This is a genomic window from Streptomyces sp. 35G-GA-8, assembly GCF_023534745.1.
Lineage (GTDB): Bacteria > Actinomycetota > Actinomycetes > Streptomycetales > Streptomycetaceae > Streptomyces.
In genome coordinates, this window is record NZ_JAMHJQ010000008.1 from 430,527 (window position 1) to 453,132 (window position 22,606).

Annotated in this window: 18 protein-coding genes and 1 pseudogene; 3 read left to right on the plus strand and 16 right to left on the minus strand. The window is 71.5% G+C overall.

Annotation, left to right across the window (positions count from 1 at the left end; translation table 11 throughout):
* Positions 1–167 precede the first annotated feature (167 nt).
* The 9 genes and pseudogenes from M1203_RS20950 to M1203_RS20990 all read right to left on the minus strand — a co-directional run bounded on the left by M1203_RS20950 (position 168) and on the right by M1203_RS20990 (position 11,769).
* Positions 168–1,373: a pseudouridine synthase gene (locus M1203_RS20950; RefSeq protein ID WP_249951280.1), complete on the minus strand. Its 1,206-nt coding sequence runs from the start codon at positions 1,371–1,373 to the stop codon at positions 168–170.
* Positions 1,373–1,939, minus strand: a complete 567-nt coding sequence (scpB, locus tag M1203_RS20955) for an SMC-Scp complex subunit ScpB (protein WP_249951328.1) — start codon at positions 1,937–1,939, stop codon at positions 1,373–1,375. Before scpB ends, M1203_RS20950 begins: the two co-directional genes overlap by 1 nt.
* Positions 1,940–2,037: 98 nt before the next feature.
* Positions 2,038–3,105 carry a ScpA family protein gene (locus tag M1203_RS20960; protein ID WP_249951281.1) on the minus strand — a complete coding sequence of 356 codons (1,068 nt, stop codon included), beginning with the start codon at positions 3,103–3,105 and terminating at the stop codon, positions 2,038–2,040.
* Positions 3,106–3,154: 49 nt separating this feature from the next.
* Positions 3,155–3,757: a hypothetical protein gene (locus M1203_RS20965; protein ID WP_249951329.1), complete on the minus strand. Its 603-nt coding sequence runs from the start codon at positions 3,755–3,757 to the stop codon at positions 3,155–3,157.
* Positions 3,754–4,875: a ParA family protein gene (locus M1203_RS20970; RefSeq protein ID WP_249951282.1), complete on the minus strand. Its 1,122-nt coding sequence runs from the start codon at positions 4,873–4,875 to the stop codon at positions 3,754–3,756. The genes M1203_RS20965 and M1203_RS20970 overlap by 4 nt, the downstream gene beginning before the upstream one ends.
* A 382-nt stretch (positions 4,876–5,257) precedes the next feature.
* The gene (gene ald, locus M1203_RS20975) at positions 5,258–6,373 is read right to left on the minus strand and encodes an alanine dehydrogenase (protein ID WP_249951283.1); all 1,116 of its coding nucleotides are present in this window, start codon (positions 6,371–6,373) and stop codon (positions 5,258–5,260) included.
* Positions 6,374–6,531: 158 nt separating this feature from the next.
* Positions 6,532–8,551 (minus strand): annotated as a pseudogene (locus tag M1203_RS20980) (tetratricopeptide repeat protein); the annotation flags it as partial.
* A gap of 773 nt (positions 8,552–9,324) precedes the next feature.
* Positions 9,325–9,951 carry an NUDIX hydrolase gene (locus M1203_RS20985; protein ID WP_249951284.1) on the minus strand — a complete coding sequence of 209 codons (627 nt, stop codon included), beginning with the start codon at positions 9,949–9,951 and terminating at the stop codon, positions 9,325–9,327.
* Positions 9,952–10,050: 99 nt separating this feature from the next.
* The gene (locus M1203_RS20990) at positions 10,051–11,769 is read right to left on the minus strand and encodes a CTP synthase (RefSeq protein ID WP_249951285.1); all 1,719 of its coding nucleotides are present in this window, start codon (positions 11,767–11,769) and stop codon (positions 10,051–10,053) included.
* A gap of 417 nt (positions 11,770–12,186) precedes the next feature.
* On the opposite strand from M1203_RS20990, the gene M1203_RS20995 reads away from it, so the two are divergent.
* Both M1203_RS20995 and M1203_RS21000 read left to right on the plus strand, forming a co-directional pair.
* Positions 12,187–14,013, plus strand: coding sequence for a glycoside hydrolase family 15 protein (locus tag M1203_RS20995; protein ID WP_249951286.1), 1,827 nt, complete (start codon positions 12,187–12,189; stop codon positions 14,011–14,013).
* A gap of 115 nt (positions 14,014–14,128) precedes the next feature.
* A complete protein-coding gene (locus M1203_RS21000) occupies positions 14,129–15,769 on the plus strand; it encodes a PucR family transcriptional regulator (protein ID WP_249951287.1) in 1,641 nt (546 codons plus the stop codon).
* A 16-nt stretch (positions 15,770–15,785) separates the two neighbouring features.
* On the opposite strand, the gene M1203_RS21005 is transcribed toward M1203_RS21000, so the two are convergent.
* From M1203_RS21005 to M1203_RS21030, 6 genes are all read right to left on the minus strand, one after another.
* Positions 15,786–16,874 carry a glycosyltransferase family 4 protein gene (locus M1203_RS21005; protein ID WP_249951288.1) on the minus strand — a complete coding sequence of 363 codons (1,089 nt, stop codon included), beginning with the start codon at positions 16,872–16,874 and terminating at the stop codon, positions 15,786–15,788.
* A 184-nt stretch (positions 16,875–17,058) separates the two neighbouring features.
* A complete protein-coding gene (locus M1203_RS21010) occupies positions 17,059–17,280 on the minus strand; it encodes a hypothetical protein (protein ID WP_249951289.1) in 222 nt (73 codons plus the stop codon).
* A 35-nt stretch (positions 17,281–17,315) separates the two neighbouring features.
* A complete protein-coding gene (gene recN / locus M1203_RS21015; RefSeq protein WP_249951290.1) occupies positions 17,316–19,076 on the minus strand; it encodes a DNA repair protein RecN in 1,761 nt (586 codons plus the stop codon).
* A 158-nt stretch (positions 19,077–19,234) separates the two neighbouring features.
* Positions 19,235–20,140 carry an NAD kinase gene (locus M1203_RS21020; RefSeq protein ID WP_249951291.1) on the minus strand — a complete coding sequence of 302 codons (906 nt, stop codon included), beginning with the start codon at positions 20,138–20,140 and terminating at the stop codon, positions 19,235–19,237.
* On the minus strand, positions 20,137–20,952 hold the full coding sequence (locus tag M1203_RS21025) for a TlyA family RNA methyltransferase (protein ID WP_249951292.1): 816 nt from the start codon (positions 20,950–20,952) through the stop codon (positions 20,137–20,139). The genes M1203_RS21020 and M1203_RS21025 overlap by 4 nt, the downstream gene beginning before the upstream one ends.
* Before the next feature lie 36 nt (positions 20,953–20,988).
* Positions 20,989–21,318: a hypothetical protein gene (locus M1203_RS21030; RefSeq protein WP_374403537.1), complete on the minus strand. Its 330-nt coding sequence runs from the start codon at positions 21,316–21,318 to the stop codon at positions 20,989–20,991.
* A 42-nt stretch (positions 21,319–21,360) separates the two neighbouring features.
* Here M1203_RS21030 and M1203_RS21035 point away from each other — a divergent pair, with 42 nt between their 5' ends.
* Complete coding sequence (locus tag M1203_RS21035; RefSeq protein WP_249951293.1) at positions 21,361–21,708, plus strand: SCP2 sterol-binding domain-containing protein; 348 nt, start codon at positions 21,361–21,363, stop codon at positions 21,706–21,708.
* 58 nt (positions 21,709–21,766) lie between these two features.
* On the opposite strand, the gene M1203_RS21040 is transcribed toward M1203_RS21035, so the two are convergent.
* The gene (locus M1203_RS21040) at positions 21,767–22,588 is read right to left on the minus strand and encodes an ABC transporter ATP-binding protein (RefSeq protein ID WP_249951294.1); all 822 of its coding nucleotides are present in this window, start codon (positions 22,586–22,588) and stop codon (positions 21,767–21,769) included.
* Positions 22,589–22,606 lie beyond the last annotated feature (18 nt).

Sequence of the window (22,606 nt, forward strand, 5' to 3'; positions counted from 1 at the left end):
TACGCGCGCACGGCCGTCCGAGTCGCGATCACGGGATTCACGGCCACCCCCTTAATGGTCACGTTGACTATAAAACTGAACGGGCCGTCCGCACAAGGGAGAAGCCCGCGGCCATCGGGCCGCGGGCTTCGCGAGGTCCGGCGCCCCCGGGGGCGCCGCGGGGCGTGTTACAGCCCGACTTCCTTCATCAGCATGCCGACCTCGGTATTGGTGAGGCGGCGCAGCCAGCCGGACTTCTGGTCGCCCAGCGGGATCGGGCCGAAGGAGGTCCGGACGAGCCGGTCGACCGGGAAGCCCGCCTCGGCGAGCATCCGGCGGACGATGTGCTTACGGCCCTCGTGGAGGGTGACCTCCACCAGGTAGTTCTTGCCGGTGTTCTCGACGACCCGGAAGTGGTCGGCCTTGGCGTAGCCGTCCTCCAGCTGGATGCCGTCCTTCAGCCGCTTGCCCAGATCGCGCGGCAGCGGGCCCTGGATCGCGGCGAGATAGATCTTCTTGACGCCGTACTTGGGGTGCGTGAGGCGGTGGGCCAGCTCACCGTGGTTGGTGAGCAGGATGATGCCCTCGGTCTCCGTGTCGAGGCGGCCGACATGGAAGAGCCGGGTCTCGCGGTTGGTGACATAGTCGCCGAGGTTCTGCCGCCCGTCGGGGTCCCCCATCGTGGAGACGACCCCGGCCGGCTTGTTCAGCGCGAAGAAGAGATGCGACTGCGTGGCGACCGTCAGCCCGTCGACCTTGATCTCGTCGCGGTCCGGGTTCACGCGCATGCCCTGTTCGAGGACGATCTCGCCGTTCACCTCGACCCTGGCCTGCTCGATCAGCTCCTCGCACGCCCGGCGTGACCCCATACCGGCGCGGGCGAGGACCTTCTGCAGCCGCTCGCCCTCCTGCTCGGCGCCCGGGTTGGTCCTGGGCGTCGTGACCGACGGCCGGTTCGCGTACCGGTCGCGGTTGCGCTGCTCGATCTTGGCGTCCAGCTCGCGCGGACGGGACGGGGAACCGCGCCGCGGACCGCCGCGGCCACCGCTCTGCGAAGGCTTGGGACCGCCCTTGGCACCGCCGCGTGCCGCCGCGCCCCGGGCACCGCCCTGACGCGAGCCCCCGCCGGAGGCACCGCCCGCGGCACCGCCGGAACCGGAACCCCCGGAGCCACCGGAACGGCGCGCGCCGGCAGGTGCCCCGGACGCGCCGGAACCACCGGTGGGACCCGAGCGGCCGACGTCGTAACGGCGCTCCTCGGGACGGGGTCGGGACGGCCGCTTCTGCTCGTCGTCACGCCCGCCGCCGGCTCCCCGGTTGTCCCGGTTGCCGCCGCCGCTCCCGCCTGCGCCGCTCCTGTTGCCGCTGCCGCTGTTCCTGCCGTTGCTTCGCATCAAAGTTCCGTCTTGTCGTCTGCGTCGGTGTCCGGTGCGTCCGGATCGAACGACGGAACGCCTTCCTGGCTCTCGGCCTCGATCGCGTCCGCCTCGGGGAGGAAGGGCGCGAGCTCCGGAAGCTCGTCCAGGCCCCGCAGGCCCATCCGCTCCAAAAAGTAGTTCGTCGTCGTGTACAGGATCGCACCTGTTTCGGGTTCCGCGCCCGCCTCCTCCACCAGTCCGCGCTGGAGCAGGGTCCGCATGACGCCGTCACAGTTCACTCCGCGCACCGCCGAGACCCGGGAACGGCTCACGGGCCGGCGGTACGCGACGACCGCCAGCGTCTCCAGCGCCGCCTGGGTGAGCCGGGCCTGCTGGCCGTCGAGTACGAACGCCTCCACGGCCGCCGCGTACTCGGGCCGCGTGTAGAAACGCCAGCCGCCGGCGATCAGCCGCAGCTCGAACCCCCGGCGCCCCACGGCGTACTCGTCGGCCAGCTCGCGCAGCGCGTCGGCGACGGCCCGCCGGGGCCGGTCGAGGACCTTGGCGAGATGTTCCTCGGTGGCGGGCTCGTCGACGACCATGAGGACCGCCTCCAGGGCGGGCTTGAGGTCGAGGTCGGCGACCGTACCCGCCGACCGCTCAGCCGCCCGTTCCCTGGCCTGTTCCCGCTCGCTCGCCCTCACACCGTCACCCTCTCGCCCGTTGCCTCGCCCGTTGCGGCCTCACGGTCGAACTCGTCAGTCACCGCGGCCTCCACATCACCGTCCCCGCCCGTCCAGCGGACCATGAGCGGGCCGAGCGCCTCCTCCTGGTCCAGGGCGACGGCACGCTCCCGGTAGAGCTCAAGCAGCGCCAGGAACCGCGCCACGACGGTGAGAGTGTCCGCGGCCTCCTCGGTGAGCGCCGAGAAGCTGACCTCGCCGCGCTCCCGCAGCAGCGCGACGACGATCCCCGCCTGTTCCCGCACCGACACCAAAGGCGCGTGGATGTGTTCCACGTACACCTGCGGCCTGGGCTTCGGCTGCATCGCCTTCACGGCCAGCCGGGCGAAACCCTCCGGCCCGATGCTGATGACGACCTCGGGCAGCAGCGCGGCGTGGTGCGGCTCCAGTCCGACGGTACGGGGATAGCGCCGGCCCTCGGCGTCCAGACGCTCGCTGAAGATCTCCGCGACCTGCTTGTACGCGCGGTACTGGAGGAGCCGCGCGAAGAGCAGGTCGCGCGCTTCGAGCAGCGCGAGATCGGCCTCGTCCTCGACCTCGGCGGCGGGCAGCAGGCGGGCGGCCTTCAGATCCAGCAGGGTCGCCGCGACGACCAGGAACTCGGTGGTCTGGTCGAGGTCCCAGTCCGGCCCCATGGCCCGGATGTGTGCCATGAACTCGTCGGTGACCTTCGACAGCGCGACCTCGGTCACATCCAGCTTGTGCTTGGAGATGAGCTGGAGCAGCAGGTCGAAGGGGCCTTCGAAGTTCACCAGCCGTACGGTGAACCGCCCGTCACCGGGAGCGGACTCCTGCTCGGGCTCGACCGCCGACTCCGACACAGGCGCCGACTCCGGCACAGGCGCGGGCTCCGGCACAGGCGCGGGCTCCGGCTCCGGTACGGGTACGGGCGGCGCCTCCGGTACGGGAACGGGCTCGGACACCGCTTCGGACACCGGCTCCGGCGCCGGCTCGGGCGCCGACGCCCCTGGCCCGCGGCCCAGAGTGCGGCGGGGCGGGCGGTGGAGACCGGGGGGCGGGGGCATCGAGGTCCTGGTGGCGGGAGAGCGGCGGGGCGGCCCGCGCAGGCTATCCTCAGCGCCCGCGCAGGCGCCGTACGAGGATGCTCGCGTCGCCCCGCGATTCGAGGTCGGCGAGGACGACGGCGACGGCCTCGCGGACGATCCGGCCGCGGTCCACGGCGAGTCCGTGCTCACCGCGCAGCACGAGCCGCGCGTGTTCCAGGTCCATCAGTTCCTCGGCCGAGACATAGACCGTGATCTTCTCGTCGTGCCGTTCGCGTCCGCTGGGGCGGCGGTTGGCGCCACGTCCCCGACGCCGCTGCTGCCCGCCCCCCGGCCCGGCGGCCGGTGACTGGCCCTGACCCTGCCCCGAGCCCGGGGAGGGCGCGGAGGCGGCCTCCTGCGGCCGTCGCCCCTTCACGGAGGAGGCGGCCTGCTCCGCGTCGGCGGTCCGGCTCCGGGGCGACTCCTGGGCGTCCGTACCGGCGGCGGAGTGCTCCTCCACCGCGGTGGAGGAGGCGGCGCCCGCCGGGTCGCCCGACGGATCGCTCTCCCCCGCCGGAGCGGGCACCCGGGGCTCGCCGTTGGCGTTCCTGCGCCGGTCCGAGGGCGAGGAGGACTGCAGCGCCATGCCCCCGGTCGTACGGAACAGCTCGTCGGCCCCGGGCAGACTCACTCGGCGTGACACCGGGCGAGCACCTCCCTGGCGAGCTGGCGATACGCGGCGGCGCCGACGGAGTTCGAGGCGTACGTGGTGATCGGCTCGCCGGCGACCGTGGTCTCCGGGAAGCGCACGGTCCGCCCGATCACCGTGTGGTAGACGTGATCGTCGAAGGCCTCGACCACGCGGGCCAGGACCTCACGGCTGTGCACCGTACGGGAGTCGTACATCGTGGCGAGGATGCCGTCGAGCTCCAGCTCGGGGTTGAGCCGCTCCTGGACCTTCTCGATGGTCTCCGTCAGCAGCGCCACCCCGCGCAGCGCGAAGAACTCGCACTCCAGCGGCACGATCACCTTGTGCGCGGCGGTCAGCGCGTTCACGGTCAGCAGACCGAGCGAGGGCTGACAGTCGATCACGATGTAGTCGTAGTCCTGCATCAGCGGCTTCAGCGCCCGCTGGAGCGTGGACTCGCGCGCCACCTCGCTCACCAACTGCACCTCGGCGGCCGAGAGGTCGATATTGCTCGGCAGCAGGTCCATGTTGGGCACGGCGGTCTTCAGCAGCACCTCGTCGGCCGCCATGCCCCGCTCCATGAGCAGGTTGTAGACGGTGAGGTCCAGCTCCATCGGGTTCACACCGAGGCCGACCGACAGGGCTCCCTGCGGGTCGAAGTCGACGAGCAGCACACGCCGGCCGTACTCCGCGAGCGCGGCACCCAGGTTGATGGTCGACGTCGTCTTGCCCACGCCGCCCTTCTGGTTGCACATCGCGATGATCTTCGCGGGGCCGTGGTCGGTGAGCGGGCCCGGGATCGGGAAGTACGGCAGGGGACGCCCGGTCGGGCCGATCCGCTCGCGACGCTGGCGGGCCGCGTCGGGGGCGAGGGTGGCCGCGTACTCGGGGTCGGGCTCGTACTCGGCGTCGGGGTCGTAGAAGTGCCCCTCGGGCACTTCGTCGTAGTCGGCGAATGGAGTGGACTCTCGGCCACCCTCGTTGCCGGCCATGGCGTTCACGTGTTGGCCGTCCATCATCTGGTGGGCTGTCGTCATGTGCTGGTGGGTGGCGAAGGTGCGGACCGCTACGGAGCCGACAGCCTTGAGCCCGGACGACGGGCTCTGGCTCCTCACAGACATTCCTGGTAGACCACCCCCGGGAGTAAATGTCGACTCATTCACAAGTCGTCTTACCTCCTTGGACGGGACCAGGAAACTTATCGATAGGTCAGCGTGGCACCATGCCGACGGTTGGCGACTCTATGGCGTGTCACCGCTTCGCAGCAACACAATCCGCCGGACCCGGCCCGATGTGTCGGCAACGGAACACCTCGCTGTCAAGGGCGCACAAGCCTCTCACCAAGGCATGCCCGACAAGTTTCGCCGACGCGCGAAACGGTTGAAAGCATTACGTTCGAGGCGTGTTGACCAGCCGTCCGGCGGCCACCGGACACGCGCACGGCCGGACCTCGCTGCGCAAGATCCGGCCGCTGGCGCGATGTTGACGAAGCGCGTTGACACCTCAGCCCAGAAGCGCGGCCAATTCGGCGTGATCCAGCCCATGGGCCTCGGCGACCTCGCGGTAAATGACCTGGCCCTCATGGGTGTTGAGGCCCTTGGCGAGCGCCGGGTCCCGGCGCAGCGCGTCGAGCCAGCCGCGGTTCGCCAGCTCCACGATGTACGGCAGCGTGGCGTTGGTCAGCGCGTACGTGGAGGTGTGCGGTACGGCGCCCGGCATATTGGCCACGCAGTAGAAGACCGAGTCATGGACCCGGAACGTCGGCTCGGCGTGCGTCGTCGGCCGTGAGTCCTCGAAGCAGCCGCCCTGATCAATCGCAATGTCGACAAGTACACTTCCGGGCTTCATCTTGGCGACAAGCTCGTTCGTGACCAGCTTCGGCGCCTTCGCGCCGGGGATGAGAACGGCGCCGATGACGAGGTCCGCCTCGACGACCGCCTTCTCCAGCTCGAAGGCGTTGGAGACGATGGTCTGGACCTTCGTGCCGAAGATCCTGTCGGCCTCGCGCAGCTTGTTGATGTCCCGGTCGAGCAGCGTCACATGGAAACCCATGCCGACGGCGATCTGCGTGGCGTTCCAGCCCGAGACACCACCGCCGATGACAACGGCCCGGCCGGCCGCCGTACCGGGCACACCGCCCGGCAGCACACCCCGGCCGCCGGCCGAGCGCATCAGGTGGTACGCGCCGACCTGCGGCGCCAGCCGGCCCGCGACCTCGGACATCGGGGCGAGCAGCGGCAGCGCGCGGTTCGCGGTCTCGACGGTCTCGTACGCGATGGCGGTGGTGCCGGAGTCCAGCAGCGCGTCCGTGCACGCGCGGGAGGCGGCGAGATGCAGATAGGTGAAGAGCGTCTGGCCCTTGCGCAGCCGGTGGTACTCCTCGGCGATCGGCTCCTTGACCTTCAGCAGCAGATCGGCGGCCGCCCAGACCTCGTCGGCGGTGGCCAGTATCCGCGCGCCGGCCGTGGCGAACTCCTCGTCCGTGATCGAGGAGCCGGCGCCGGCGTTCCGCTCGATGACGACCTGATGCCCCTGGCCCACCAGCTCATGGACGCCGGCCGGGGTGATGGCCACCCGGAACTCGTTGTTCTTGACCTCACGGGGGATACCGACCAACACGGCAGATCACGGTCCTTGGCTCAGGGGATGTCCGGGGGATGTCCAGGGGCGATCCCATACATACCCGGGCACGCGTGGCGCACGGGCAGACGCCGCGGAAGGTGCGGCGTAGCCAGTTTAATGAAGGATTTCTCGGTGTCTAGCCTTGCAAAGCACCAATCCCCAGCGGAAGCGCTACGGATTTCGCAGGTGTTCCCCCTCGGTTTCCAGCAGACGATCGGCGGTGGCCCGGTGCAGCCGCGCGGCGGTGGGATCGCCGAGCCTGTCCAGGGTGTCGGCGAGCCTGAGCTGGAGAGCGGCCTGGAGCCGTTCGTCCCCGGCCAGCCGCGCCCACTCGACCGCCTCCTGGCAGGTGCGCAGCGACTCCTGCGGCCGGCCCGCGTACTCCTGGACCCGGGCCGCCTCGCTCAAGGCCCTTGCCTGGCCCGGGAGATCGCGCAGCCTGCGGTAGCCCGCGACGGCGGCCCGCCAGTTGCGCAGCGCCTCGCCGTACAGCCCCGCGTAGGTGAAGACGGTGCCGAGCCGGCCGTACAGCCGGGCCTCGTCGGCCCGCTCGCCCCGGCTCAGCCGCTGGGCGAGCGCCCTGCCGTACCAGTCGGCGGCCCGCTGCCAGTCCCGCAGATCCTGGTAGGCGCCGCCTACGGATTCCATCGCGCGACCGGTCGCGTAGAGATCGTTCGCGGTTCTTCCGGCGTCCAGGGCGGCGCGATAGCGGACGAGCGCGTCCCGCGTACGGCCGGTCCTGGCGTCCAGGTCGCCGAGGTTCAGCAGCGCGGCGGCCTGCTCACGGTGCAGCTCACGCCGCTCGGCGATATCGAGCACCAGCTGGTGGAGCCCGTACAGCTCGGGCGCCGCGGCCTCGGTGCCGCGGTGCGCGGCCAGGGCCCTGACCAGCGCGGCGACCAGCCGCCTCGCCAGTGTGTCCAGCTCGCCGTCGGCGACCGCGAGCCGGGCGGAGGCGAGCAGCGCGGGCTGTCGCGCGCTCAGCCATCCGGCCGCCGACGCGGCGTTCGGGAAGCGCAGCGCGCGGGGCAGCGCGGCCAGCTTCTTGCGGGCCGGGGAGCCGTCGGGTTCGGTGACGGCGCGGCACGACTGGAGGAGCCGTACGCTCCGCTCCAGCATCCGGGCGCGGGCGAGCTGCACCTCGGCGGGCCGGTCGTGCTCCGCCATGACGGCCCGCAGCAGCGGGACCAGACAGCCGGGCACCTCGTACTGCTCGGTGTCGACCGCCCGGAGCAGCCCCCGGGCCGCGAAGTCGTCCAGTGTGGTCCTGGCGGCCGAGAGCGAGCAGCCGGCCAGCGCGGACGCGATATGGGCGTCGGCGAGGCCCGCGGGCGCGAGGGCGAGCAGTCGCAGTATCCGGGCGGCGGGCGACGGCAGGGTCTCGTAGACGAGATGGAAGGCGCGCGCGAGCGGCCGGTCGCCGACGGGCCGGTCCCAGTCGTGCGGCAGGGCCCGCAGCTGTTTGGTCACATCCGCGACCGACGCGGTGGGCCGGGCGGCGAGCCAGCCGCCGGCCAGCACGAGCGCCGCGGGCTGGCCGCCGCACTCCTCGGCGAGCGACTCCGCGGCCTGCGGATCGACGGTGATCCGGACGGCGCCGGTGAACTGGCCGAGCAATTCGATGGCGGACTTGGCGTCCATGCCACCGAGCGTGCACGGACGGACGTCGGGGATCCCGGTGAGCGGGCCCTGCGCGACCGCGACCACCAGACAGCCGGGGTTGTCGGGCACCAGCGGATCGACCTGCTCGGCGTCCACGGCGTCGTCGAGGAGCAGCAGCACCCGCCGCGCGGAAAGCGCCTCGCGGACCATCTCGGACAGCTCGTCCTCGCCCGCGCCGGGCGGAGTGGCCAGGCCGAACGCGTCGAGGATCTCGCGCGCGGTCCGCTCGGTGGGCACCGGTCCACCGCCGGGTTCGGTGAGCCGGGTCCTTACGACACCGTCCGGATAGCCGTCGCGCAGCTGCCGGGCCAGCTCCTCGGCCAGCGCGGTACGGCCCGATCCTGGCCGGCCCGCGATCAGCAGCACCCGGGCGCGCGGCTCCTTGCGGCCGGACAGCGTGTTGAGCCCGGCCCGCTCGATGTCTCCGCGCAGCGCCTTGAGTTCCCGCTGTCTGCCGAAGAACGCCCCGTCGTACGCGGGGCTCCCCCGGTGGGGGTCACGCTCGTCGGACAGCGGATCCGAGGGGCCCGTCCGCTCGGAAGGCGACGGCTCGACGGGACGTGTGAGGTCCGGACGGGGTACGGCCGGCTCGGCGGGAATGACCGGGGACAGACATCCGGCGCCGGGCCCGGACGGCAGATCGCCCGGCTCGGACCGTGGCGCGTCACCCCCGGGAGCGGTCTGCGCCGGGCCGGATTCGTCCGTACGCGCGCCCTCGTCCACCGCCTGCCGCGTGTCGCCACGCTCTGTCACGGTGTCCGACGCCGGACTCGGCGTACCGCCCGCGCTCACGGCGTCGGTCGCGTCGTCGGGACCCTCCGGGATACTCACCCGGGCCGTACCTTTCGTCTCGGAACCCGCTGCCGGCCGCTCCTTGGCGGCCGATGCGGAACGGCTCGTCCGCTTGTCCGAGGGGCCGTCAGTTTCGTCCGCTCCGGGTGCGGTTGGCTTCCCGCTCCGCGTGCTGCCGCGCTTCTCCCCGGCGCCCGGACGGCCGGGGCCACTCACATCCACCGCCTGATCCGTCACGGGCCACGCTCCGTCCGCCTGCGCACGAGCCGAGCCCGGCGGGTCTCCGCACGGGCGGTACGAGCGTAGTTCACTCTCAGCGACGAGAACGGTGGAGCGTGGCCGATATGTCCCCCAATCGGATCAGCATTTTTTCAGACTGGAGAATCATCGGACACCCGCGATGCGGAGGCATCGGTTCCAGGTCCCGCTCAGGGCGGATTCAGGGCAGGTTCGGAGTGGGTTCGGAGCAGATTCGGAGCGGATCCGGAGCGGATTCAGGAGGTGAACGGGCGCGCGGGCCAGGGCGCCTCGGCCGGCCGGAGTGACTCGATGCCATCCCCCGCCAGCGCCGCGGTGAGCGCGAGCACACCGACCGCCAGACAGTTGTTGTGCAGTTCACCGGCGAGCACGCCCCGCACCAGCTCCGCCGTCCCGACCCGGGCCAGCTCCATGTCCGCCTCCTCCTCGGAGACCTCGAAGCGCTCGCCCTCCGCCTCCGACAGACCGCGGGCGAGGAAGATCCGTACCGCCTCGTCGCAGCCGCCGGGCGTGGTGTAGACGTCTGTCAGCACCCGCCAGTCCTCGGCCTTGACGTGCGCCTCCTCGTACAGCTCGCGCTGGGCCGCGTGCAGCGGGTTCTCGCCCGGCACATCGAGCAGACCGGCGGGGATCTCCCAGAGCTTCTGGCGGACGGGGTGGCGGTACTGGCGCAGTACGAGGACCCGGCCCGCGTCGTCCAGTGCGAGGATCGCCACGGATCCGGGGTGGACCTGATAGTCGCGCGAGACGACCGCACCGTCGGGCATGACCACCTCGTCCGTACGGACACTGGTCTTGTTGCCGCGGAAGGGCGTCGAGGTCGCGGTGACCCGCCACTCCTCGGGGGCGTCCTTGATCGTCATGAAAGCGTCCTCCCACACAGTGGCGCACAAGCGGAAACCGGGGCACGGATCCCGAAAGACCCGTGCCCCGGCTCCCACCGTATCGCTTGGGGATCCCGCTCAGGACTGGGCGGCCACCGGCTCCACCCGCGGCCGCGGCCCGCCCTGGCCCCCGTCCGCGCGGGCGGCCTGCTGACGCTCCACCGCGGCCTTCACCAGCCCGGCGAAGAGCGGATGCGGCCTGGTCGGCCGGGACCGCAGCTCCGGATGGGCCTGGGTGGCGACCAGATACGGGTGTGTGGTGCGCGCGTACTCGACGTACTCGACGAGCTTGTTGTCCGGGGACGTGCCCGAGAAGACCAGACCGGCCTTCTTCTCCAGCTCCGCGCGGTACGCGTTGTTGACCTCGTAGCGGTGGCGGTGACGCTCCTCCACATACGGCTGGTCGTCATAGACCTCGCGCACGATCGAGCCCTCGGCGAGCTTCGCCGGGTAGAGACCGAGCCGCATCGTGCCGCCCAGGTCTCCGGCGCCCTCCACATAGGCGAGCTGCTCCTCCATGGTGGAGATCACCGGGTGGGCGGTGCCCGAGTCGAACTCCGTGGAGTTGGCGTCGGGGATCCCGGCCACATTGCGCGCGGCCTCGATGACGATGCACTGGAGGCCAAGGCAGAGGCCCAGCAGCGGGACCTTGTGCTCCCTGGCGTACTGGATGGCGCCGACCTTGCCGGTGACACCGCGCTCGCCGAAGCCGCCGGGGATCAGGATCCCGTCGACGTCGGCCAGCTGCCTGGCGGCGCCGGCCGGGGTCTTGCAGTCGTCCGAGGTGACCCACTTGACCTTGACGCGCGCCTTGTTCGCGAAGCCGCCGGCACGAATGGCCTCGGTCACCGAGAGATAGGCGTCCGGGAGGTCGATGTACTTGCCGACCAGCGCGACGGTGACCTCGTGGTCGGGGTTGTGGACGCGGTCCAGCAGATCGTCCCAGACCGTCCAGTCCACATCGCGGAACGGCAGATCCAGCTTGCGCACGACATAGGCGTCCAGGCCCTCGGTGTGCAGCACCTTGGGGATGTCGTAGATCGACTTGGCGTCCACACACGCCACCACGGCCGTCTCGTCGACATCGCACATCAGCGAGATCTTGCGCTTGATCGCGGTCGGCACGTCGCGGTCGGCGCGGAGCACGATCGCGTCCGGCTGGATACCGATGTTGCGCAGGGCCGCGACCGAGTGCTGGGTCGGCTTGGTCTTCAGCTCGCCCGAGGGCCCGATGTACGGCAGCAGCGAGATGTGCACGACGAAGACGTTGTCGCGGCCGACCTCGTGGCGCACCTGGCGGACGGTCTCCAGGAACGGCAGCGACTCGATGTCGCCGACCGTGCCGCCGACCTCCGTGATGACGACATCGACATCGTCGGCCGCCATGCGCCGGATGCGGTGCTTGATCTCGTTGGTGATGTGCGGAATGACCTGAACCGTGTCGCCCAGGTACTCACCGCGCCGCTCCTTCGCGATGACCTGCGAGTAGACCTGGCCGGTGGTGACATTGGCCGAGCCGTCGAGGTCCACATCGAGGAAGCGCTCGTAGTGGCCGATGTCCAGGTCGGTCTCTGCTCCGTCATTGGTGACGAAGACCTCACCGTGCTGGAACGGGTTCATCGTGCCCGGGTCGACGTTCAGATACGGGTCGAGCTTCTGCATGGTGACCCGCAGGCCACGCGCCTTGAGCAGCGCACCCAGACTGGAGGCGGTCAGGCCCTTGCCGAGGGAGGAGGCAACACCCCCGGTGACGAAGATGTGCTTGGTCGTCGAGGATGTCGTGGATCGGTTCGGCATGGCCAAGAGGGGGCTCCCGTGGTCGCGGTCTGAGGTGCGTGCCGGTGTCCCGGTCGAAGACTGAAGGGACTTCCGTCGCTGCGGGTACGGGGCCCCATTGCGTCACAGGGAGTCCACCGGTCCACGGGCTACCAGGGTATCAGCGCCGAAGGGAGGGTGCTTCCGGCCACACGCCGCATTCCGCATTCGATGACCCTTTCCCCCGAGTCAGCCTTTTTTCCCGCGAGTCACCCTGGGCCCACCCGTTCGGCGGACCGATGTTGCCGGGACCGTGGCGCAGAGCACCGTTGTGCGTCGTATCCTGCTCAAACATTCGCTGCCGAGTCCGGCCGGCAAACGGCACCATCCCCGCCCGATTTCCCGGAAATAGAGCTCGTCAACGACCCTTGACCGAAGTACGCGCCCCACGGGGCGGACATGGCCGTTCGACTGGAGATGCACGTGGCCGGGCGCATCGAGGATTACGCACTCATCGGAGACATGCAGACCGCTGCCCTGGTCTGCCGGGACGGCACAGTCGACTGGCTGTGCCTGCCCCGCTTCGACTCGCATGCCGTGTTCGCGGCTCTGCTCGGCACCGATGAGCATGGTTTCTGGCGGCTGGGCCCCGCGCATCCCGCGGGTTCCGAGGCGCCGCGGGCCACTCGGCGCCGCTACCGCGGAGACTCACTGATTCTCGAATCGGAGTGGGACACCCCGCGCGGCACCGTGAGAGTGACCGATTTCATGCCGCCGCGTGACGGCGCTCCGCAGGTGATCCGGATCGTGGAGGGCATCAGCGGACGTGTGCCGATGCGGTCCGCGCTGCGGATGCGGTTCAGTTACGGGCGGGTCGTGCCCTGGGTCCACAAGGTGGACAACCGCACGGTCGCCGTCGCCGGGCCCGACTCGGTCTGGCTGGATACGGACGTCGAGACGTACGGCAAGGACCTCACGACGTACTCCGACTTCACGGTGGCACCGGGCGACCGGATCACCTTCACGATCAGCTGGCAGCCCTCGCACCGGCAGCCGCCCGCGCTGCCCGACCCCGAGGGTTCGCTGGAGGCGACCTCCGACTTCTGGCGTGAATGGGTCGAGCACTGCACGTACCACGGCCCCTACCGGGAGGCGGTGGTCCGTTCGCTGATCACGCTCAAGGCGCTGACCTACGCGCCGACGGGCGGGATCGTGGCGGCGCCGACGACCTCGCTGCCCGAGGAGATCGGCGGCGTACGGAACTGGGACTACCGCTACACCTGGCTGCGCGACGCCGCGATCACGCTCTCCTCGCTGCTGCGCACGGGCTACCGCGAGGAGGCCCGCGCCTGGCGCGAGTGGCTGCTGCGCGCGGTCGCCGGTGACCCGGAGAATCTGCAGATCATGTACGGCATCGCGGGCGAGCGTGAGCTGGGCGAGGCGGAGCTGGACTGGCTGCCGGGCTATGAGGGCTCGGGCCCGGTCAGGGTCGGCAACGGCGCCGCGCACCAGCTCCAGCTGGATGTGTACGGCGAAGTCACCGAAGCGCTGCATCTGGCGCATATGACCGGTCTGGCCCGTAATGACTACGCCTCGGTGCTCCAGCTCAAGCTGATCCAGTATCTGGAGAAGCACTGGGACCAGCCGGACGAGGGCATCTGGGAGGTGCGCGGTCCACGCCGGCACTTCGTGCACTCGAAGGTGATGGCCTGGGTCGCGGTCGACCGCACGATCAAGCTGATCGAGTCGGGCGACGCCGACGGGCCGCTGGAGCGCTGGCGCGAGATGCGGGACGACATCCACCGCGATGTCTGCGAGAAGGGGTACGACAAGGAGCGCAACACCTTCACGCAGTCGTACGGCTCCAAGGAGCTGGACGCGTCGCTGCTGCTCATTCCGCAGATGGGCTTCCTGCCGCCGGACGACAAGCGGGTCATCGGCACGATCGAGGCGATCCAGCGCGAGCTGTCCACGGAGGACGGCTTCGTCATGCGGTACCCGACCTCGGGCGAGGACGCCGGGGTGGACGGTCTGGAGGGCGACGAGGGCGCGTTCCTGGCCTGTTCGTTCTGGCTCGCCGACGATCTCGCGATGATCGGGCGGGTGGACGAGGCCAGGAAGCTCTTCGAGAAGCTGCTCGCGCTCCGTAACGATCTGGGGCTGCTGGCCGAGGAGTGGGACTCCGGGCTCCAGCGCCAGGTGGGCAACTTCCCGCAGGCGTTCAGCCATGTGCCGCTGATCGATACGGCGCTGAGGCTGACGGCCTCGGGGGCGTACGGCGGCTGAGGCCCGCGGGGGCCCTGTGCGGCTCCCGCGGCCCCTGTGACTCCGGGGCCCGGACAACGGTGGCGCGTCCGCCGTGGTCCGGGCCCCGCGCGCTTTTCCAGTAGCCTCCGGCGTCATGGACAGTCAGGGCGGAATCACCGTGCGGCGGGCCCTTGAGCTGCCCGGACTCCGGGCCGGTCTGCCCGAGGTCGTCGCCTGCGCCGACCGGCTGGACCGTACCGTGCGCTGGGTGCACGCGGGCGAGGTGCCGTATATCGCGTCCCTGCTCAAGGGCGGTGAGCTGCTTCTCACCACGGGCATCGGGCTGGGCAGCCGCCCGGCCGAACAGCGGGTCTTCGTCCGCGGGCTCGCCGAACGCGGGATCGCGGCGCTGGTGGTGGAGCTGGGGTCCCGGTTCGACCGGCTGCCCGCGACGATCGTGGAGACGGCGCGGGCGGCCGGGCTGCCGCTGGTGCAACTGCATCGCGAAGTGCCTTTCGTCTCGGTCACCGAAGAGGTGCACACCGAGATCGTGAACGGCCATTACGCGCTGCTGCGGCAGGCCGAGGAGGTCCATCGGCGGTGCACCGAAGCGCTGCTCGACGGGGGCGGGGTGCCACAGGTGCTGCGCATCCTCGCGGACTTCGCGGGCAATCCGGTCTTCCTGGAAACGGCGGAGGGCCGCCTGCTGTACGCGGCGGCCCCGGGCACGGCTCCGGGCGCGGGTCCGGCCGCCGCCGATCCGCTCCAGATCTGGGAGGGGCTGCGCGGCCAGCGGGCGGCGCGCGCGGCGGGACCGCCCGCCGGGGCGGTGCTGGTGGATGTGCCCGGCGGCGGGCACGGCACCGGGGCGGTACGGGCGCGGCTGGTGCTGCCCGCCGTATCGGCGCCGCCGCTGCCGGTGCACCGGCTGGCGGCCGAGCGCGCGGCGGACATCCTGGCGGTCGTCCTGATGCAGGCCCGTCAGGAGGAGGAACTCGCGGCACGCGGCCGTGGCGACTTTCTGACAGATCTCGCGGAGGGCCGGATCCACGCCGAGCACGCGCCCGCGCAGGCGAAGGTGCTGGGTTTCAAGCCGGGCGAGGGGCCGCTGCTGCCGGTGGTGATGCGGCTGGCCCCCGAATCGGCGCCGTCAGGGAACTGGGCGCTGCTCGCCAGGGCCGTGCTGGAGGAGCTGTCGTCGGTGGGGGTGCCGGTGCTGCTGGGCGTACGGCCCGTGGAGGGGCGGGTGCCGCTGCTGCTGGGACTGCGCTCCGAGTCCGAGCGTACGGCGGTGGCCGACCGGGTCGCGACGGCGCTGCGCGCGGGCGTGGAGCGGGCCGGACTGGAGCGTCCCGGGGCGCAGCCGCCGGTGGTGGTCGTCGGGGTCGCGGGCGGCTGGGCGGCGGCGAGCGCGGGGCTGCGGCACGCGGCGGAGACCGCGACAGCGGCCCAGGGACTGCCGGAGCGCCCCTGGTACGACGCACGTCGGCTGGATATCGATCTGTTGCTGTGGCGGCTGCGGGAACACCCCGATCTGGCGGCCTTCGTGGACCGCGCGATCGGCCCGCTGCGCGCGCACGACCGGAGCTCACGCCCGCCGCTGCTGCCCACCCTTGAGGTCTATCTGGCCCACGCCGGCCGCAAGGCGGAGACGGCGCGCGAGCTGCATCTGAACCGCCAGACGCTCTACAACCGGCTGGCGCGGATCGCGGAGCTGCTCGGCACGGACCTGGACGATCCGCAGACGGTCCTGGCCCTCAGCCTGGCGCTGCGGGCGAGACGCCACACGCTCTGACGCGGCCGGGACCGGATCAGTGGGATCGCCGGGGCTGGGTCAACTCGTCGTAGACGCACAGCACTTGTGCGATGGTCTCGTCCTCCGTGGGCCAGTTCGCCGCCTGCGCACGGCCCGCCGCGGCGAGTTCCTGACGGCGCCCGGGGTCGTCGAGGAGTCGTATCACCGCGTTCGAGAGGGCCGCCGCGTCCCCGTACGGTACGAGTTCCGCCGCGTCGCCGACCAGTTCGGGAACGGCGCCGACCGCCGTGGCGACCAGGGGCACCCCGAGCCGCAGCGCCTCCTGCGCGAGTACGGAGCGGGCCTCCCAGCGACTGGGCAGCAGGGCGACATCGGCGGCGGCGAGGAGTTCGGAGACATCGTCGCGGCGGCCGATGAGCCGCACCGGCAACTCGGCCTCCTCGATACGGCGCTGGAGTCGCGCGCGCTCCCGTCCCTCGCCCGCGATGACGACCAGTGGCATGGGGTCGAGATGACGCCAGATCATGGCCGCGTCGAGCAGTGTGTCGTACCCCTTGTCCGGTACGAGACTGCCGACGGCCATCAGCAACGGGCGGTCCACCGCGCCGAGTTCGGCGCGGGACTTGTTCTCGGCGCCGTCGGCGGGCCAGTGCGGCGCGGGGACCGCCACCGGCGCGAGACGGGCGTCGCGCGCCCCCCGCTCCCGGGCCCGGTCGACCAGTTCCGACGAGGCGCCGAGCACAACGGCCGCCGCTCTGGCGGCTCTTCGCTCCAGCAGCCGTAGCAGCCGGCCGCGCGGTCCTTCGGCGTGCGCGCGGGAGTGCCAGGTGACGACCAGTGGCACGCGCAGTCCGCCGAGCGCGATCGCGGTCCGTACGGCGGCGTGCACGCCGTGCGCGTGCACCACGTCCGCGCCGGCGCAGGCCGCCCGCAGGGCCGCGACGGCCGCCGGATCACTGCGCCGGGGTACGGGTACGTGCTGCGCCCCGGCGCCGCGGAAGTCGTAGGCATGGTCGAGTTCGGCAGGCGCGCACACCGTCACCCGCACTCCCCTGGCAGCCAGACCGGCCGCCAGCGAGCGTACGTGCGCGCTGCTGCCCACGCTGCCGCCGCCAAGTACCTGGACCGTACGCAGTTGTGTCACGTGGTCGAGGCTCCTGGATCGGGAATCGAGAATCGGGAATGGACTGATGGACGGCCGGGGCATCCGCGGCGGCGCGGCCCGGCCCCGGAAGTCGCTGCGCCAAGGATGCCAGTCCGTACGCACGTTCCGGCACCGCCGGGGCGTCGTTCGTGTGTCCGGCGCCTCAACTCGGCACCCGGATCACTCACATGGGTGAGGACGCGCGCCGACCGACCCGGTCACCGTACGCCGTCGCGGCCACAACTCCCAGTGCGTGCAAGGCCAGCCCGGTCCGGCCGTTGCCCGCCACGACGGCGGCGCCGGACTCCGGACCTCCGGGCGCCCGTTCACGGAGCACTTCGTATACGGCACGCGTGATCCCCAACGCGCCGACGAACGCGACGGTCCTGCCGCCCCTGGCTGCCATGCGGATCAGCCTATGCCCGGGCGACCGGACACGACCTAGCCCCCGGAGGCCGCGCCCCGCGCCGTGGCGAGCAGTTCCTCCGCGTGCGCGCGCGCCGTTTCCGAGTCCTCCTGGCCCGCCAGCATCCGCGACAACTCCCGTACCCGGTCCTCGCCCTCCAGGACCGTCACCCCGGAGCGCGTCACCGCGCCGTCCACCGTCTTCTCGACCAGCAGCTGCCGGTCGGCGAAGGCCGCCACCTGCGGAAGGTGCGTGACCACCACCACCTGCGCCGAGGTGGCCAGCTTCGCCAGCCGTCGGCCCACCTCGACCGCCGCCTTGCCGCCGACGCCCGCGTCGACCTCGTCGAAGAGATACGTCGGCACCGGATCGGACCCCGCGAAGACGACCTCCACCGCGAGCATCACCCGCGACAGCTCACCGCCGGACGCGCCCTTGGCGATCGGCCGGGGCTGGGCGCCCGGGTGGGGGGCCAGCAGCAGTTCGACCTCGTCGACGCCGTGCGGCCCGTACATCACCGAGCGCCCGTCGACCTCGACCCCGTCCGCCTCGTCGGCGGACTCGGTCTGGCGGATGTCGAACGAGACGCGTGCGTGCGGCATGGCGAGCGAGGCCAGCTCCGCCGTGACGGCCCCCGCGAAGAGCGCCGCCGCCGCCGTACGCGCGTCGGTCAGCTCCTGCGCGAGAGCGGACAGCTCGGACCGCAGCGCGTCACGCTCGGCCGTCAGCTCGCCGATCCGTTCGTCGTCGCCCTCCAGCTCGGTCAGCCGCGCGCTGCTCTCCTCGGCCCAGGCCAGGACGGTGGCGATGTCCTGGCCGTACTTACGGGTCAGCCCGGACAGCGCGGCCCTGCGCTCCTCCACGGCGGCCAGCCGCAGCGGATCGGCATCCAGATTGTCCGCGTATCCCGCGAGTTCACCGGCCACATCCGCGAGCAGGATGGAGATCTCTCCCATGCGCTCGGCGAGCCCGGCCAGCGCGGGGTCATGGGACCGTACGGCGTCCAGCGCCCGGCCCGCGCCCCCGACCAGGGTCGTCGCGTCGACGCCTTCCGGATCCTCGGGGTTGCCGGCGAGCGCCGCGTGCGCGATGGAGGCGGCGGACGCAAGCGCTTCCGCGTGGCCGAGGCGCTCTGCCTCCGCAGCGAGTTCGATGTCCTCCCCCGCCCTCGGTTCGACCGCCCCGATCTCGTTCAGCCCGAAGCGCAGCAGATCTGCCTCCTGCGCGCGCTCCCGGGCCCGGGTGGTCAGCTCGTCCAGCTCCGAGGCGACGGCGCGCAGTCGCCGGTACGCCTCCGCGTAAGCGGCGTACGGAACGGCGACGGCGTCGCCCGCGTACCGGTCGAGCGCCTTGCGCTGCCGCGCGGGCCGCAGCAGCCCCTGCTGGTCCGTCTGGCCATGCACCGCGACCAGGTCGTCCGCCAGCTCCCCCAAGACGCCCACGGGCACGGAGCGCCCGCCGAGATGGGCGCGCGAGCGTCCCTCCGCGGAGACAGTTCTGCTGATGAGCAGCGCCCCGTCCTCCAGCTCCGCGCCCGCCTCCTCGGCGCGCAGGGTCGCCGGGGCACCGGCGGCGAGGGTGACCCGCCCCTCCACGACCGCCGACTTCGCGCCGATCCGCACGAGGGCGGGATCGGCCCGTCCGCCGAGCAGCAGTCCGAGACTGGTGACGACCATGGTCTTGCCCGCGCCGGTCTCACCGGTCACCGCGGTGAAGCCGGGTGACAGCTCGACGACCGCGTCGTCGATGACTCCGAGCGACCGTATCCGCATCTCCTCCAACACGGTCATGACCATACGAGGTCCGGGAGGCCCCGCGCGACGGACCCCACCCCCGATTCCCTCGACCGGGCAGTGTCCGGGCGGGGCGCGGCAGCATCGATACGTACCGAATCCACCCGGAAACGCCCTCTATGTCCGGTCGGTTACGTCACCCACGCCACCGGCCGGTCCGGTCAGTGCGGTGCCCCGCGCCAGCCGGACACCGGCAGCGCGAACTTGGCCACCAGCCGGTCGGTGAACGAGGCGTGATGCAGCCGCGCAAGCCGCACCGGGACGGCTCCGCGCCGTACCTCCACCCTCGCCCCCGGCGGCAGCTCCACGGTCCTGCGCCCGTCGCACCACAGCACCCCGTGCGGGGTGTTCGCCTGCACCTCCACCGCCAGCACCGTGGTCGGCGAGGTCACCAGCGGCTTCGCGAAGAGCGCGTGCGCGCTGATCGGCACCATCAGCAGCGCCTCGACCTCCGGCCAGACGACCGGCCCGCCGGCCGAGAAGGCGTACGCCGTCGATCCGGTGGGGGTGGCGCAGACGATCCCGTCGCAGCCGAACGCGGTGACCGGCCGCCCGTCGATCTCCAGGACGACTTCGAGCATCCGCTCCGGTGAGACCTTCTGCACGGCCGCCTCGTTGAGCGCCCAGTCCCGGTGGACCACATCGCCGTTGCTGCGTACGACGACATCGATGGTCATCCGCTCCTCGACCTCGTAGGAACGAGTGACCACGCGGTTGACGACCTTGTCCAGATCGTCACGTTCCGCCTCGGCGAGAAAGCCGACGCGGCCCAGATTGACGCCGAGCATCGGCACGCCCGAGGCCCGCGCGAACGCGGCGCCGCGCAGCAGTGTGCCGTCCCCGCCGAGCACGATCAGCAGTTCGCAGCCGTCGAGCGCGGCGGGGGTGGCGTCGGGGACCGTCTCCACCGACTCCGGAAGCGGCAGATCGACCGCCTCCGCCGCCAGGACCCGTACGCGCAGACCGCTGCGCACCAGTCCGTTCACCACCAGTTCCGCGCTGCGGATCGCCGCGGGTCTGCCGGTATGGGCCAGCAGGAATACGGTCCGTTCTGCGTTCGACGTCAACGGGGTCCCTCCGCCACTGCACGGTCGACATCGGCCGGGTCCAGTTCGGGTGCTCCGGCCCTGAGCCACAGAAAATACTCAACGTTTCCGGCGGGTCCCGGCAGCGGGCTGGCGGTGACTCCCCTTACCCCCAGGCCGAGTTCGCCCGCGCGCCGTGCCACGGTCCGTACGGCCTCGGCCCGCAGTTCCGGGCTCCGTACGACCCCTCCGCTGCCCAGCCGCTCCTTGCCGACCTCGAACTGCGGCTTGACCATGAGCACGAGATCGGCGTCCGGGGCGGCGCAGCCCACCAGCGCGGGCAGCACCACCCCCAGCGGGATGAACGACAGATCCCCCACGATCAGATCCACGGGCTCCCCTTCGATCGCTTCGAGCGTCAACTCACGTACGTTCGTACGATCCTTGACGGTGACGCGTTCATCGCTCCGCAGCGGCCAGGCGAGTTGACCGTAGCCCACGTCCACGGCGACGACATGCCCGACTCCGGCCCGCAGCAGGACATCGGTGAAGCCGCCTGTCGACGCGCCGGCGTCGAGCGCCCGTCGGCCCGCGACCTCAAGGCCGAGCGGTACGAATGCCGCCAGCGCTCCCGCGAGTTTGTGCCCGCCGCGCGAGACATAGTCGGGTTCGGCGTCGTCCTCGGTGACGACGACGGCGGCGCTGGTCTCCACCTGGGTGGCGGGTTTGGTCGCGGTGGTGCCGCCCACGGTCACCCGGCCCGCGGCGATCAGCTGGCTCGCGTGCTCACGCGAGCGCGCGAGGTTACGGCGTACCAGCTCGGCATCGAGACGGCGGCGTGCCAGTCCAGCCACGTTCGGTTCAGCTCCTGTGGTCGTACGCGGGAGAAGTCAGCGGGGCGTCGGCTGCCCCCGGGGGCCCTGCGCGTCGAGCGCGGTCAGCGCGTCGCGCAGGCCCCGGTGTACATCCTCGTACACCTCGACATGACCGTCCGCGGGGAGGTGGTCGGCGTCGGCGAGCCGGGTCAGCAGCGCGTCCACCTCGGCGTCACCGGTCGGGACCCGTTCCAGACCGAGGGGCCGGGGTGCGGCGGGGTCGGGAGCGCCGGGTCCGGCCGCCCGGGTCTCCCGCTCCGGCTCGCTTCCCGGCTCCCGCTCGGGCCGTTCCCCGGACCCTTGCCCGGCCCCTTGCCCGGCCGGGCCCGCCATCGAGTCGTCCATGCCCAGACGCTACCGCGAAGCACTGCGGTACCGTCGATCGCGATGGCGACGATGGAGGAGTGCCGCAGCGCACTCGACAAGCTCTCTGACAATCTGGCGCAGGCGGACGGAAAGGTCCGCACCGCGGCCGGCCTCGACCGCTCGCTCAGCTGCCACATCACGGATCTGGACGTCACATTCACCGGCAGGCTGGTGGACGGCCGGATCGTGGTGACCGACACCGTGGAGGGACCACCACCGGAGAAGGCCGAGATCAGACTCGCCATGACGGGCGACGACCTGGTGGCGCTGGTTGACGGTGAGCTGAACTTCGCCCGTGCCTGGGGCTCAGGGCGGGTCAGGCTGGAGGCCGGTTTCCGCGATCTGCTGCGGCTGAGGGCGCTGCTCTGACCGATCCGTCGGGGCGGCTCCGCCTCGACGGATCCGGTCCACGGGGTCCGCGCCGGGCCTACTTCCCCGACGGTACGGCCACGGGCCGCCGCGCCCGCCGCCCCGCGGGCACCACCAGCGGCGTCCCGGTCTCCGGATCGTCGATGACCTGGCAGCGCAGCCCGAACACCTCCGCCACCCGCTCCGCCGTGACGACGTCCGCCGGAGCGCCCTCGGCCACGATCCGGCCCTCGCGCATCGCGATGAGATGGGTGGCGTACCGGGCGGCGTGGTTCAGGTCGTGCAGGACGACGACGAGCGTACGGCCCTGTGTCTCGTGCAACTCGGCGCAGAGGTCGAGCACATCGATCTGGTGCTGGATGTCGAGGAAGGTAGTTGGCTCGTCCAGCAGGAGCAGCGGCGTCTGCTGGGCGAGGGCCATCGCGATCCAGACCCGCTGGCGCTGGCCGCCGGACAATTCATCGACATAGCGACCGGCGAGCCCATCGACGCCGGTCGCCGCCATCGACTCCTCGACAATCCGCTCGTCCCGCGGGGACCACTGGCGCAGCAGCCCCTGGTACGGATAGCGGCCGCGCGCCACCAGATCGGCGACCGTGATGCCGTCGGGCGCGATGGACGACTGCGGCAGCAGCCCCAGGGTCCTGGCGACCTTCTTGGCGGGGAGGGAGTGGATGGCGCTGCCGTCCAGCAGTACGCGCCCCTCGGACGGCTTGAGCATCCGCGACAGCGCGCGCAGCAAAGTCGACTTGCCGCAGGCGTTCGGCCCCACGATCACCGTGAACGACCGGTCGGGAATCTCGACCGAGAGTTCGCGGGCGATGATCCGCTGGTCGTAGCCGAGGGTCACCGATTCCGCGGTGAGGCGCTGCGTCGTCATCGAGTTAGGTTAGCCTAC

Excerpts from the sequence above, each read along its gene's own strand:
- M1203_RS20960 (WP_249951281.1), bottom strand. The coding sequence starts at position 3,105 with ATGCCCCCGCCCCCCGGTCTCCACCGCCCGCCCCGCCGCACTCTGGGC.
- M1203_RS20995 (WP_249951286.1), top strand. The coding sequence starts at position 12,187 with ATGGCCGTTCGACTGGAGATGCACGTGGCCGGGCGCATCGAGGATTAC.
- M1203_RS21035 (WP_249951293.1), top strand. The coding sequence starts at position 21,361 with ATGGCGACGATGGAGGAGTGCCGCAGCGCACTCGACAAGCTCTCTGAC.
- M1203_RS20950 (WP_249951280.1), bottom strand. The coding sequence starts at position 1,373 with ATGCGAAGCAACGGCAGGAACAGCGGCAGCGGCAACAGGAGCGGCGCA.
- M1203_RS21030 (WP_374403537.1), bottom strand. The coding sequence starts at position 21,318 with ATGGACGACTCGATGGCGGGCCCGGCCGGGCAAGGGGCCGGGCAAGGG.
- M1203_RS20990 (WP_249951285.1), bottom strand. The coding sequence starts at position 11,769 with ATGCCGAACCGATCCACGACATCCTCGACGACCAAGCACATCTTCGTC.
- M1203_RS20970 (WP_249951282.1), bottom strand. The coding sequence starts at position 4,875 with ATGTCTGTGAGGAGCCAGAGCCCGTCGTCCGGGCTCAAGGCTGTCGGC.
- M1203_RS21040 (WP_249951294.1), bottom strand. The coding sequence starts at position 22,588 with ATGACGACGCAGCGCCTCACCGCGGAATCGGTGACCCTCGGCTACGAC.
- M1203_RS21000 (WP_249951287.1), top strand. The coding sequence starts at position 14,129 with ATGGACAGTCAGGGCGGAATCACCGTGCGGCGGGCCCTTGAGCTGCCC.
- recN (WP_249951290.1), bottom strand. The coding sequence starts at position 19,076 with ATGGTCATGACCGTGTTGGAGGAGATGCGGATACGGTCGCTCGGAGTC.
- M1203_RS20985 (WP_249951284.1), bottom strand. The coding sequence starts at position 9,951 with ATGACGATCAAGGACGCCCCCGAGGAGTGGCGGGTCACCGCGACCTCG.
- M1203_RS21010 (WP_249951289.1), bottom strand. The coding sequence starts at position 17,280 with ATGGCAGCCAGGGGCGGCAGGACCGTCGCGTTCGTCGGCGCGTTGGGG.
- scpB (WP_249951328.1), bottom strand. The coding sequence starts at position 1,939 with ATGGTCGTCGACGAGCCCGCCACCGAGGAACATCTCGCCAAGGTCCTC.